Source organism: Amycolatopsis nalaikhensis, assembly GCF_030264295.1.
GTDB classification, from domain to species: Bacteria; Actinomycetota; Actinomycetes; order Mycobacteriales; family Pseudonocardiaceae; genus Amycolatopsis; species Amycolatopsis nalaikhensis.
Genome location: NZ_CP127173.1, coordinates 1,140,748 through 1,153,189, shown reverse-complemented (window position 1 = coordinate 1,153,189; position 12,442 = coordinate 1,140,748). Strand labels below are relative to the sequence as shown.

Genomic DNA, 12,442 nt, shown 5'->3' with positions numbered 1-12,442 from the left:
GCGGACCGAAGCGGAACGGAAGTGCTCCGGGCGAGCCTAATGGCGGGCGAGAGGGAAGGACGGCCACGGGTGGACACCGACGACGCCGAGCGCATGTTGTTCGTCTGCTTCCCGGACGCCGGGGAGGCGGCGGGCCGGTACCGGGCCTGGCGCGATCCGCGGATCGCGGTGCACGTGGTCGAGCTGCCGGGCCGGGGGGAGCGGCGGCACGAGCACCCGTACCGGGACATGTGGCTGCTCGTCGAGTCGCTGGCCGCGGAGCTCGCGGGGGTGCTGACCCGGCCGTACGTGCTGTTCGGCGCGGGGCTCGGCGCGCTGGTGGCCTACCGGCTCGCGCAGCGGCGGGTGGCCGCGGGACTGGGGGTCCCGCGGGCACTCGTCGTGGCGCACCAGGCCCCGCCCGACCGGGCCGCGCGGTCGGTGCCGGTCCAGGCGGACCGCGCGGACGTGAGCCTGCTGGTCAGCGACGGGCACGTGCCGGTGGCGCCGCCGCTGCCGTGCCCGATCCGCGGCTTCGGCGAGCCGCACGTGATGACCGGCTGGGGCGACCACACGAACGCCGGGTTCGTGCTCACCCCGGCGCGGGCGCGGGACAGCGCCGCGCTGCTGCGCGACGCCGTCCTGCGGGCGGGTTACCTGATCTCCGCGCTGGCGGGTGCCCCGGCGGCGGGCGCGGACGTGGCCGAGTCGCCGATGTAGGGCCCGCCGCCGATGGTGACGACGGAGGGGTGGTACTCGAGGTCGGCCGCCTGCGCGGCGGGTGCGAGGACGACGACCCCCAGGAACGCCGTGCCGATGACGGCCTTGATTGCCCCGGCTCTCATGTTTCGACTCCTCTTTCCTTGCGTGTGCGGGCTGATCCTGCCCGACCCGGCTTCCAATCCGCTTCCCTTTGCCGCAGGTGACCGGACGGCTACGCACCGGAAGGTCCTTTGTGGAGCACGCGGCGGCGGTCGGTCCGGTCCCGAGCGCCCCAATGTGGCCTTCGGTGCGTCAGACGCACCCAAGGCGGCCTTCGGTGCGTGAGACGCAACCAAGGCCGCCTTGGGGCGCTTGGGCGGGACTTCGTGCGCTGCGGCTGACAGGATCGAGCCATGGGGCACGAAATCCTGGACCTGGCCGGGCTGGCGACACCGATGGCGATCCGGGTGGCGGTGACCCTCGGCCTGCCCGACCGGCTCCTCGGCCGCGCGGCCACCGCCGAGGAGCTGGCCGCCGAACTCGACGTCGCCGCGGTTCCGCTCGAACTTCTCCTCGCCCACCTCACCAGCCTCGGTTTCTTCGAACCGACCGGGGACGGCTACCGGACCGCCGACCGCGGCCGAGAACTCTGCGGCGAGAGCCTGGCGACGGTCCTCCTGCGCCTGGACACCGCCGGTGGCCGCGCCGAACTGGCGTTCGTCGAGCTGCTGCACAGCATCACCACCGGAGAAAGCGGTTACCGGCGCCGGTACGGGCAGGACTTCTGGGCCGACCTCGCCGCGCACCCGACCCTGCGCGCGTCCTTCGACAAGCAGATGGACCTCCGGTTCCGCGACCAGATCCCGGGGATCGTCGCCGGGTACGACTGGGGCCGGTTCGCCACCGTCGTCGACGTCGGCGGGGGCACCGGGACGCTCCTGACCGCGATCCTCGCCGCCTGTCCGGGGACGCGGGGCACGCTCGTCGACCTGGCGCCGCCGCCCGGGCTCGGTGACCGCGTCGAAACGATCGCGGGCAGCTTCTTCGACCCGCTGCCGCCGGGCGCGGACGCCTACCTGCTGAGCGACATCCTGCACGACTGGGACGACGAGCACGCTCACCGCATCCTGGCCCGCTGCGTCGAAGCCGCGCCGCCGGACGGCCGGATCCTCGTCGTCGAACCGGTCGGCGGGCGGCGGGCGAGCACCGCGATCGACCTGGCCATGCTCGTCATCTTCGGCGGCCGTGAACGCCGGGTCGAGGAGTTCCGCGCGCTGGCCGAACCACACGGCCTGGTCCTCGACGCCGTCGTCGACCTGGCCGCCGACCGGTGTGTCCTGGAGTTCCGCCGGGCAACCGCCTAAGGGAGCGCCTGGTCCGCCGCCGCGACTGTCCGAAGTGGACGGGCAACGGCGACCGGGGCGGGAAGCCGGGTGAAACTTTCCGGCGTCCGCCGCCCTGCGGCGGCGTCGGCCGCGGCCGACGGAATGCGCCGCCGCACTGGCCGAACCGGGTCGTGCCGACTGCTCCGATCGGCTCGTCCGGCCTTCGTCCGTTCGGCCCCGCCGGGTGGTCGTCGCAGGTCAAGCCGCGACCGCGATTCGAAACCAAAATCGAATTCCGATTTTCGAGGAAAGAACCGGAGTGAAATTCCGTCCGGCGGTTGCCGCTGAAAGAATGGGTGAGTAGCCGGCGTACGGCCGCGACCTGCTGTGATGCGATCACCCCGGGAGTTGGTTTGTTTCTGCTGACCCGCCCTTCGTGGTGGCCGGAGAACGTGTTTGCGGACCCGGAAATCGTCATCTACAGTCCGGCGAACCGCGGCTCGACGGGCCGGTTTCCGGGTTTCCAAGATTCTTTTCCGAGGAGTGGCATGATCGGACGCGCCCCGAGGCGCCGGTGGGCCGCGCTCGCCCTCGCCGCGGCCGTGCTGAGCGGTTGCAGCCAGCCGAGCGGGTCCTCGGGCGGTGGGGGAGTGGAGAAGGCGTCGATCCGGGTGGCCATCCTGACCACCGTCGACCTCGCCACCCTCTGGCTGGCCCAGGAGGGCGGGTACTTCAAGGCCGAGGGCCTCGAGGTGCAGACCGACGTCGGCGCCAGCGGCCAGGACACCCTCACCCGGATGACCAGCGGCAAGGACGACATCGCGCTGTCCACCTACACGCTGTTCTTCCTGGCGAAGAGCAGTGGTTCCGCGGACCTGAAGCTGATCGCCGACGCCACTTCGGCGAGCCCGCGCAGCAACGAGGTCGTCACCGTGCCGAACTCGCCGGTGAAGACCGTCAAGGACCTCGGCGGCAAGCGGATCGCGATCAGCTCGAAGAACGCCGCCTCCGACGTGCTGACCCGGTCGGTGATGCGCGACCACGGCATCGACACCGAGAAGGTCGAGTGGGTCCCGATGCCGCTGCCGGAGATGGGTACGGCGCTCGCGCAGGGCCGGGTCGACGCGGCCTACCAGCCCGAACCGTTCCTCACCCAGTCCGCCAAGATCGCCGGCGCGTACCCGGTGATCGACGCCGCCAGCGGCAGCACCCAGGCCTTCCCGCTCACCGGCTACGGCGCCACCGCGAAGTGGGTGCAGGACCACCCGAAGACGATGCGCGCGTTCCAGCGGGCGATGCTCAACGCGACGCGCGCCGCGGTGGACCGCGCCCGGATCGAGCCGCTCGTCGTCCGCAACGCCCGGGTCGACCAGGACATCGCGAGCCTGATGGTGATGCCGGCGTTCGGGTCCACTCTGGACGCCCGCCGCATCCAGCGGGTGCCGGACCTGTTGCAGCAGCTGGGAGTCGTCCAGACCAAAATCGACGCTTCGTCGATGATCGCCCCGCAGGCCAGTACCGGCTGACGCGGGCGACGAGCCGCGGCGAAGGGCGGGTGCGCGAACGAGCGCACCCGCCCTTCGCCGTTTTCCGGTATCTCCGGTTCGCACCTTGACACGACCGGCGCCGCACCCCACCCTCTTCATACCGACCGCGCGGTACGTGCCGGTCCACATGGTGAGACGCGGAGGAGTCAACGATGACGCTTCTTGGTGAGGACCTGCTCGTGGTCGACGGCCTCACCGTGCGCTTCGGCGGCCTCACCGCGCTGCACGACGTCCGGCTGAGCGTCGGCGACGGCACCGTCGTCGGGGTCATCGGGCCCAACGGCGCGGGCAAGACGACGCTGTTCAACGCCATCTGCGGGTTCGTGCGGCCCCAGTCCGGCCGGGTGCTGTGGCGCGGCGAGCCGCTCGTGCGCCACCGCCCCGAACACCTCGCCCGGCTCGGGATCGTCCGCACCCTGCAGGGGCTCGGCCTGTTCGCCGGGTTGACCGTGCTGGAGAACGTGCTCGCCGGGGCGGGCCGGCACGCCCGCACCGGCGCCGTCCCGGCCCTGGTCGGTGCCGGGCGCGCGGCCCGCGACGAAGCCGACCTGACCGAGCGGGCCCGCGCGACGCTGGGAGAAGCTCGGCATCGCCGACCTCGCCGACCGGCTGCCCGGCGTCCTGCCTTATGGCGTCCGCAAACGCGTCGCACTGGCCAGGGCACTGGTGGCGGAACCCGATCTGCTGCTGCTCGACGAACCCGCGAGCGGGCTCTCGTCGGCCGAGCTCGTCGAGCTTCTCGACGTTGATCCTGTCGCTGCGGCGGCACATGGCGGTCGTGCTCGTCGAACACCACATGGACCTGGTCATGCAGGTCTGCGACCGCGTGGTGGTGCTGAACTTCGGCGAGGTGATCGCGACCGGGTCCCCGGCCGAGATCCAGGCCGACCCCCGCGTGGCCGAGGCCTACCTCGGCGACCCCGCCGAGGAGGCGCCCGGTGCTTGAGATCGAAGAGCTTTCCGTGGCCTACGGCGCCGTCCGCGCGCTCGACGGCGTCGGCTTGACGGTCGAGCGCGGCGGGATCACCGCCGTCCTCGGCGCGAACGGCGCCGGGAAGACGACGCTGCTGCGCACGATCAGCGGCCTGCAGTCCGCCCGCGGCGGCCGGATCACCTGGGACGGCCGGGAACTGACCGGGCTCGCGCCGGACCGCATCGCGCGCGGCGGAGTCGCGCACGTGCCCGAGGGCGGCGGCGTCATCACCGAGCTGACCGTCGACGAGAACCTCCGGCTGGGCGCGCTGTGGCGGCGGGACCGCGCCGACCGCGCAGCCGCCCGGCGCGAGATGTACGAGCTTTTCCCGCCACTGGAAGAACGTTCGGCGAAACCCGCGTCGACGCTCTCGGGCGGCGAGCGGCAGATGCTGGCCATCGGCCGGGCCCTGATGAGCCGGCCCGAACTGCTGCTGCTGGACGAGCCGTCGCTGGGGCTCGCGCCGCTGATCACCGCCCGGATCATGGGCATCCTGCGCGACCTGCGGGCCTCGACCGGGCTCACCGTGGTGCTCGTCGAGCAGAACGCGCACAGCGCGCTGTCCATCGCCGACAACGGGTACGTCCTGGCGCTCGGCAGCGTGGTCGCGGTCGACACCGCGGCGGAACTGCTGGCCGACGACGGCCTCCGCCACGCCTACCTCGGTTTCTGACCCACCCACAGGAGGTGAACGGTCCGGTATGCAGGACTTCTTCGACCTGACCCTCGGCGGGATCTCCGCCGGCGCGGTGTACGCGGCGCTCGGGCTCGCGCTGGTCATCATCTACCGGGCCACCCGGGTGGTGAACTTCGCCCAGCCCGCCCTCGCCCTGATCTCGACGTACCTCGCGTACTCGGTGACGAAGGCGTCGGGCAGCTACTGGCTCGGGTTCGCCGTCGCGATCGTCGCCGGTACCGTGCTCGGCGTCGCCACCGAACGGCTGCTGATCCGGCCGCTGCGGCACCGCTCCGAGCTGAGCTCGATCATCGTCACGCTCGGGCTTCTGCTGGTGCTGCAGGCGATCGCGGGCATGATCTGGTCCAACGAGCCGCTCGCGTTCCCCTACGCCTTCGACTTCCGCGGCCGGTTCTCCACCAACGACCTGTTCGTCGTGCTTGTGGTCCTGGCCATCGCCGCGCTCGTACTGGTGGTGTTCAAGTACACGCCGCTGGGCCTGCGGATGCGCGCGGCGGCGTTCGCGCCGGACGTGGCGCGCACCCTCGGCGTGCGGGTCGGGCTGATGCTCACCGTCGGCTGGGGGATGGCCGCGGCCGTCGGCTCGCTGGCGGGATTGCTGGCCACGCCGCCGTTCCTGTTCCCGAACGTGCTGGACGGCGTCTTCGTCTACGCGCTCACCGCCGCCGTGCTCGGCGGCCTCGACAACCCGCTGGGCACCATCGCGGGCGGGTTCGTCCTCGGCATCGGACTGTCCTATGTGTCCGGCTACCTGGGACCGGAGATGGTGACGATCGCCGCGCTCGCGATCCTCGTGGTGGTGCTGACGTTCCGGCCGAGCGGCCTGTTCGGCCGGGCGAAGGTGAGGCGGGTATGACCGTGCGCACGAGCCTGCCCGAAACCGGCGTGAAAACCCCGGCCAAGAAGCGGACGCTGCCGCCGCTGCTGCTGCACGCGCTGGCGGCGCTGGCCGCGTTCGTCGTGATCATCCTGCTCACGCTGGTCACCGACGAGTTCACCAACCTGCGGCTCGCCACGATCGGCTACTACCTGATCGCGGTGGCCGGGCTGACCCTGCTCACCGGCCTCACCGGGCAGGTTTCCCTCGGCCACGGCGCGTTCATGTTCATCGGCGCCTACACGGTCGCGTTGCTCGTGAAGCACGCGCCGTCGTTCCCGCTGTGGGCCGACCTGCTGCTGGCCAGCGCCGCCGGCGGGCTGGCCGGGCTGCTGGCCGGGGCGGCCGCGGCCCGGCTGCGCGGGCCGTACCTCGCCGGGGCGACGCTCGCGCTGGCCGTCGGCCTGCCCGCGCTGACCCGCCGGTTCCAGGACTTCCTGGGCGGCAGCAACGGGTTGAGCTTCACCGTCCACAGTCGACCGTCCTTCGTGGTCGGCGTCGTCCCGGAACTGCGCTGGCAGACCTGGATCGTCTGGCTCAGCGTGCTCATCGCGCTGGTGCTCGTGGTGAACATCGTGCGCGGACGGCTCGGGCGCGACTTCCGCGCGGTCCGCGACGACGAGGTCGCCGCCTCCCTGAGCGGGATCGCCGTCGGCCGCACGAAGATCCTCGCGTTCCTGGTCAGCGCGGTGTGCGGCGGGCTCGCCGGTGGCCTGCAGGCGTTCCTGCTCGGCACCGCCGCGCCCGGCTCGTTCACCCCCGCCCTGTCGCTCAGCCTGCTGGCGGCCGTGGTGCTGGGCGGGCTGGGCTCCCTGTGGGGCGCGCTGTGGGGCGCGGTCGCGCTCGTGTACTTCCAGGCCTGGTCCGAAGACCTCGCCGACGTCCTGCACCTGAACACCGACGTGGCCAACAACCTCCCGCTCGCGGTGTACGGCGTGATCCTCATCGTCGTCGTGCTCGCCTTCCCGCGCGGCATCCAGGGCGGCGTCCACCGGTTGCGCGGGCTGCTCCGCCGATCCGCCGAAAAGAAGGAGAACCATGAGAAGCACTAGATACGGCGCGGGTTTCCTCGCCCTCGCCCTGGCGCTGACCGCGTGCGGCGGCGCGGGGGAGAGTGACGGCGGTGGCCAGCAGGCCGCCGACTCCGCGGTCGGCGTCACGAAGGACGCCGTCGTCATCGGCACCCACCAGCCGCTCACCGGGCCCGCCGCGCCGGGCTACAGCAAGATCTCCGTCGGCGCCCGCGCGGTGTACCAGTCGATCAACGACGCCGGCGGCGTCAACGGCCGGAAGATCGACTACAAGGTCGAGGACGACGGCTACAACCCGACCAAGACCGTCGAGGTCGTGAAGAAGCTCGTCCTGCAGGACAAGGTGTTCGCCATCGTCGGCGGGCTGGGCACGCCGACGCACTCCAAAGTGGTCGACTACCTGAACTCCGAGGGCGTGCCGGACGTCCTGGTGTCCTCGGGCGCGCTCGCCTGGGACAACCCGAAGCAGGCGCCGATGACGTTCGGGTACCAAGTGGACTACACCCGCGAGGGCAAGATCCAGGGCAAGTTCCTCAAGGACAACTTCGCCGGCAAGAAGATCGGCTACTTCACCCAGAACGACGACGTCGGCCGCGACACGCAGGCCGGGCTCGACCAGTTCGTCAAGGACCAGACCGTCGTCCGGCAGGGCTACGACAGCGCCAACACCGACGTCACGCCGCAGCTGTCGGCGCTCAAGGCGGGCGGGGCCGAGGTCGTCGTCTGCGAGTGCATCCCGGCGTTCACCGCGCTGTCCATCCTGGCCGCGGCGAAGATCGGCTACCACCCGCAGTTCGTGGTCAGCAGCATCGGCGCGGACCCGGCGACGCTCTCGGGCCTGCTGCAGGACTTCGCCAAGCGCGGCGGCGCGAGCGTGTCGAGCGCGCAGCTGCTGTCCGGGCTGATCGGCACCGGCTACCTGCCCGACGTCGCGCAGACGTCGGACCCGTGGGTCGCCTACTTCAAGGGCATCCACGACAAGTACATCCCGAAGGAGCCGTTCACCAACACGGTGATGTACGGGATGGTGCAGGCGTTCACGTTCGCGCAGGCGCTGAAGGCGGCCGGGCCGGAGCCGACGCGGCAGAAGCTCGTCGACGCGATGAGCTCCGGCGCGCTGAAGGGGCCGGGCCTGACGCCGTTCGGGTTCTCGAAGGACTCGCACGCCGGCTACACCGGCGCGTACGTGTTCAAGATCAACCCGGACACCACGACGACGGTCATCCAGCCGCCGGCGGTCACTGACCGGGGCACCGGCGCGATCACGCCGTACTCCGGGGAACGCGCCACCCCCGAGCAGGTCGACCCGGCGAGCAAGTGAGGTCGCGGGCCGGGCTGTGCGGCAGCCCGGCCCGCCCCCTTGAATAGGGTGGCGACATGACGGTCAGGGACAAGGTGGTGCGGGCGGCGGTGCGCCTGTTCGCCGAGAAGGGGTTCGAGGCCACGACGGTCCGCGAGATCGTCGAGACGGCCGGTGTCACCAAAGGTGGCCTCTACCACTACTTCGAGTCCAAAGACGACCTGCTGTTCGAGATCTACGCGGCGATGCTGCGGATGCAGACCCGGCGGATGGAGACGATCGCGGCGTCGGACCTGCCGCTGCCGGAGCGGCTGCACGCGATCATCGCCGACGTCGTGGTGACCAGCATCGCCGACCTCGACGCGGCGACCGTGTTCTTCCAGTCGTTCCCCCTGCTGGAGAAGTCCAAGCAGGTCCAGGTGCGCGCCGAGCGGCGCACCTACCACGAGCGCGTGCGGGACCTGGTCGCCGAAGGGCAGCGCGCGGGGGTCTTCCGCGACGACGTCCCCGCCGACCTGGTGATCAACTACCACTTCGGCGCCATCCACCGCCTCGGCATGTGGTACCACGCCGACGGCGAGCTGTCCGGTGAGCAGGTCGGCGAGCACTTCGCGGACCTGATGCTGCGCAGTCTCCGTCCTTAGTGGACGGACTATCGTGGGGACATGCACATCGTGGCCGTCCTCGCGCTGGACCAGGTGGTGGCGTTCGACCTGGCCACCCCGATCGAGGTGTTTGCGCGGACGCCCGGCTACGAGGTCCGGATCTGCGGGGTCGGCGGCGAGGTCGACGCGGGCACGTTCACGCTGCGGCCGCCGTGGGACCTGACCGGGCTGGCGGACGCGGACACGATCATCGTGCCGGGCCGCTCGGCGAACCCGCCGGTGCCCGCACCGGTGGTGGCGGCGTTGCGGGCGGCGGCCGAGCGTGGCACGCGGATCGCGTCGATCTGCTCGGGCGCGTTCATCCTGGCGGCGACGGGCTTGCTGGACGGCCTGCGCGCGACAACCCACTGGGCGGCGGCCGCGGAGCTGGCCCGGCGGCACCCGGCGGTCGAGGTGGACCCGGACGTGCTGTACGTGGACAACGGCCAGTTCCTGACATCGGCGGGCGCGGCGGCCGGGCTGGACCTTTGCCTGCACCTGATCCGCCGCGACCACGGATCGGCGGCGGCGGCCGACGCGGCCCGCCTGTCGGTGATGCCACTGGAGCGCGAGGGAGGGCAGGCGCAGTTCATCGTCCACGACGCGCCGCCGACACCGCGCGGGTCCGAACTGGCACCGGTGCTGGCGTGGATCGAGGAGAACTGCGCGTCCGAGCTGACATTGGCGGGGATCGCGGCCCAGGTGGGGATGAGCACGCGCACGCTCAACCGGCGGTTCCGCGAGCAGACGGGAACGACGCCGCTGCAGTGGCTGCTGCGCGCCCGGGTCCGGCGGGCGCAGCACCTGCTCGAGGCGACGGGGGCGCCGGTGGACCGGATCGCGGGCGAGGTGGGGTTCGGGTCGCCGACCGCGTTCCGGGAGCGGTTCAAGCGGGTGGTCGGGACCAGCCCGCAGGCCTACCGGGCGAGCTTCCGCGCTGGTGGAGTGTCTTGAGCGGCGCGGCGGAGGGTCGCGAATGAGTCATTGGGGACCGCTGGGGTCTCGAATGAGTCATTCGCGACCTCGCGGCGGGCGCCGCCACGGCATCGCGCGGCGGGGGCGGCCATGGCACCTGCGGCGGGCGGCGGGGCGGCGTCTTGAATGACTCATTCAGGGCGTGGGAGGTCCTGAATGACTCATTCAAGACGCGCGGGCGGTAGGGTCGGGGGCGTGTCGAGCCCCGAAGCGTCCAGGGCCGGGCTGTCGGTCCACCCGGCGGCCCGATAACTTCCCGCACCCTCCCGGGTCACCGGGTGACCACGAAATCGTCCTGTCGATCTCGTGATCCCTGGAGCCGTTCGTGCACCTGTACCTCCTGGCCCTCGGCGTGTTCGCCATGGGCCTCTCCGAATTCATGCTCGCCGGGCTCGTCCCCGGCATCGCCACCGCCCTCGACGTCTCCGTCGCGCAGGCGGGCTCGCTGACCTCCGCGTTCGCCGCCGGGATGGTCGTCGGGGCGCCGGTGATGGCCGCGCTCGCCCGGACTTGGCGGCGGCGGACCGCGTTGCTGTGCTTCCTGGTCGTCTTCGTCGGCTCGCACGTCGCCGGCGCCGTGACCACCTCGTTCGGTGTCCTGCTCGTGACGCGGTCGGTGGCCGCCGTCGCCAACTCCGGGTTTCTGGCCGTTGCCCTCAGCGCGGCCGCCGCGCTCGTGCCGCCGGAACGCACCGGTCGCGCCCTCGCCGTCCTGCTCGGCGGGACGACCCTGGCCTGCGTCGCCGGGGTTCCCGGCGGGGCTCTGCTCGACGCCGCCCTCGGGTGGCGTGCGCCGTTCTGGGTGGTCGCCGGGCTTTGCCTGCCCGCGCTCGCCGGGGTGCTCCGGATTCCCGACACCGTGGGCGGCGGCTCGGCCGACCTGCGCCGTGCAGCTCGCCGAACTCCGGCCGGTCGGCGGGGTGCTGCTGCTCGGCGCGCTCGTCAACGCCGCCACCTTCGGCGTCTTCACCTTCCTGGCGCCGGTCGCGGACGGCGTCGCCCCCGTGCCCGTGGTGCTCGCCGCGTTCGGCGTCGGCTGCTTCGCCGGGGTCACCGCGGCCGGGCGGCTCGCGGACCGGTGGCCGGGACGCGTCGTCGCGGTCGGCGGGCCTCTGCTGCTCGGTGGCTGGGTCGCGCTGGCCTCGGCGGCCGAGGTGCCGGTCGCGCTGGTCGGGCTCGCGTTCGTTCAGGGCGGGTTGTCGTTCGCGGTGGGCGGGACGGTGATCACCCGGATCCTCCGCTTGGCGACCGGTGCTCCGACGATGGCCGGGTCGTACGCGACCGCGGCCCTCAACGTCGGCGCCACGGCCGGACCCGTGCTCGCCGGGGCCGCCGCGAGCCCGTTCTGGGTCGCGGCGGCCTTGGTCGCCGGGGCGCTGGTGGTCGCCGGGCTCGTGCGGAACGCCTTGGCTAGCGATCGCGCTTGAGCGTGAAGGTGAAGTCGCCGGAGACTTTGCCGCTCAGCCGGACCGCCGACACGAGCTTTCCGTCGTCGAGCAGCCGGGCCACCTCGGCCCGGGAAAGCCCGCAGCCGTCGGCGATCAGGCGCACCGGCCGGACCGGGATCCTCGCCGCGAAGTGGACCGCCACGTCGATCACTTCGCGATCGAGGATCCCCGGCCCGCCGGCGTCGAGGCGCCAGGCCCCGTCCCAGTCGAGGGCGACGCGGTTGCGGTGCCGCACGACCGGGTCTTGCAGCAGCTCGGCCGCCAGCACGGGATCGTTGCCGTGCAGGCCGTCGAGCAGTTCACGCGGGATCGTGCGTACGTTCACCCGCTCGAGGACCGTGAGCTTCACGGTGTCCCCGCAGCCGGTGCACAGCGCGAGCAGCCAGATGTCGAGGAGCTTGTGGTGGGCGTTGACGCGGAACTTTCCGTCGACCCGGAAGCGCTCGGCGGCGCACCGGTGACAACGACGGATGACGAACGGAAGGCAGGTGGGGACGACCACCCAGGATTCGAGCACGGCAGGACACCGTTTCTGTGAGAAATCCGCAGCAAAAGGCGGCGCGACGCGGAAAGCGCGACGCGCGACGGTTCAGCGTTCGGGAGGTCTCACAGGGTGTACAACGGCACTTCCTCGCAGCCGGCGACAGGGGCTCGCGGCACGGTAACCGCGGACCGGGCCGCCGTTCCACCGGTTTTCTAACGCCGCCGCCGGACGTAGTGGACGATCAGCGCCACCAGCGCGATGGTCGCGATGGCGCCCGCGGTGATGCGGATCGGGTCGGGCAGTCCGGTCAGGGACCCGGCCGCGTTGACCCCGGCGCCGAGGACCAGGACCAGCCAGAGGAGGACGGGAGACGAGGAAGTGCGAGTGGGTGCGTTCATGCCGGAAACGCTAGAAAGCCGCGGGCCGCGAAACGATCCCGGCGGCACCCGGATCGGGGGTG

Annotated in this window: 12 protein-coding genes and 2 pseudogenes; 11 read left to right on the top strand and 3 right to left on the bottom strand. The window is 71.9% G+C overall.

The genetic code is table 11. The features are described 5' to 3' along the window. The first annotated feature begins 69 nt into the window (after nt 1–69). Complete coding sequence (locus QP939_RS05450; RefSeq protein ID WP_285455443.1) at nt 70–699, top strand: thioesterase II family protein; 630 nt, start codon at nt 70–72, stop codon at nt 697–699. Here the strand turns inward: QP939_RS05450 and QP939_RS05445 are convergent. Next, a complete protein-coding gene (locus tag QP939_RS05445; RefSeq protein WP_285455442.1) occupies nt 633–824 on the bottom strand; it encodes a hypothetical protein in 192 nt (63 codons plus the stop codon). The two genes, QP939_RS05450 and QP939_RS05445, sit on opposite strands and share 67 nt — an antisense overlap. A 270-nt stretch (nt 825–1,094) precedes the next feature. Here QP939_RS05445 and QP939_RS05440 point away from each other — a divergent pair, with 270 nt between their 5' ends. The 10 genes and pseudogenes from QP939_RS05440 to QP939_RS52165 all read left to right on the top strand — a co-directional run bounded on the left by QP939_RS05440 (nt 1,095) and on the right by QP939_RS52165 (nt 11,477). Next, the gene (locus QP939_RS05440) at nt 1,095–2,045 is read left to right on the top strand and encodes a methyltransferase (protein ID WP_285455440.1); all 951 of its coding nucleotides are present in this window, start codon (nt 1,095–1,097) and stop codon (nt 2,043–2,045) included. Between the two features lie 509 nt (nt 2,046–2,554). Further along, nucleotides 2,555–3,532, top strand: a complete 978-nt coding sequence (locus QP939_RS05435) for an ABC transporter substrate-binding protein (protein WP_285455439.1) — start codon at nt 2,555–2,557, stop codon at nt 3,530–3,532. A gap of 173 nt (nt 3,533–3,705) precedes the next feature. Next, a pseudogene (locus QP939_RS05430) lies at nt 3,706–4,499 on the top strand (ABC transporter ATP-binding protein). Beyond that, on the top strand, nt 4,492–5,199 hold the full coding sequence (locus tag QP939_RS05425; RefSeq protein ID WP_285455438.1) for an ABC transporter ATP-binding protein: 708 nt from the start codon (nt 4,492–4,494) through the stop codon (nt 5,197–5,199). Before QP939_RS05430 ends, QP939_RS05425 begins: the two are co-directional and overlap by 8 nt. 28 nt (nt 5,200–5,227) lie before the next feature. Continuing rightward, entirely contained in the window at nt 5,228–6,079 is an 852-nt protein-coding gene (locus QP939_RS05420) for a branched-chain amino acid ABC transporter permease (protein WP_285455437.1), read from the top strand. Continuing rightward, entirely contained in the window at nt 6,076–7,152 is a 1,077-nt protein-coding gene (locus tag QP939_RS05415) for a branched-chain amino acid ABC transporter permease (protein ID WP_285455436.1), read from the top strand. The genes QP939_RS05420 and QP939_RS05415 overlap by 4 nt, the downstream gene beginning before the upstream one ends. Beyond that, complete coding sequence (locus tag QP939_RS05410) at nt 7,139–8,452, top strand: ABC transporter substrate-binding protein (protein WP_285455434.1); 1,314 nt, start codon at nt 7,139–7,141, stop codon at nt 8,450–8,452. The genes QP939_RS05415 and QP939_RS05410 overlap by 14 nt, the downstream gene beginning before the upstream one ends. 56 nt (nt 8,453–8,508) lie before the next feature. After that, nucleotides 8,509–9,075, top strand: a complete 567-nt coding sequence (locus tag QP939_RS05405; RefSeq protein WP_285455432.1) for a TetR/AcrR family transcriptional regulator — start codon at nt 8,509–8,511, stop codon at nt 9,073–9,075. A gap of 21 nt (nt 9,076–9,096) precedes the next feature. After that, nucleotides 9,097–10,029: a GlxA family transcriptional regulator gene (locus QP939_RS05400; protein ID WP_285455431.1), complete on the top strand. Its 933-nt coding sequence runs from the start codon at nt 9,097–9,099 to the stop codon at nt 10,027–10,029. Between the two features lie 382 nt (nt 10,030–10,411). Then, a pseudogene (locus QP939_RS52165) lies at nt 10,412–11,477 on the top strand (MFS transporter). On the opposite strand, the gene QP939_RS05385 reads toward QP939_RS52165, so the two are convergent. Both QP939_RS05385 and QP939_RS05380 read right to left on the bottom strand, forming a co-directional pair. Further along, on the bottom strand, nt 11,461–12,015 hold the full coding sequence (locus QP939_RS05385; protein ID WP_285455430.1) for a DUF1062 domain-containing protein: 555 nt from the start codon (nt 12,013–12,015) through the stop codon (nt 11,461–11,463). The pseudogene QP939_RS52165 and the gene QP939_RS05385 overlap by 17 nt on opposite strands. A 179-nt stretch (nt 12,016–12,194) precedes the next feature. After that, nucleotides 12,195–12,380 carry a hypothetical protein gene (locus QP939_RS05380; RefSeq protein ID WP_285455429.1) on the bottom strand — a complete coding sequence of 62 codons (186 nt, stop codon included), beginning with the start codon at nt 12,378–12,380 and terminating at the stop codon, nt 12,195–12,197. Nucleotides 12,381–12,442 lie beyond the last annotated feature (62 nt).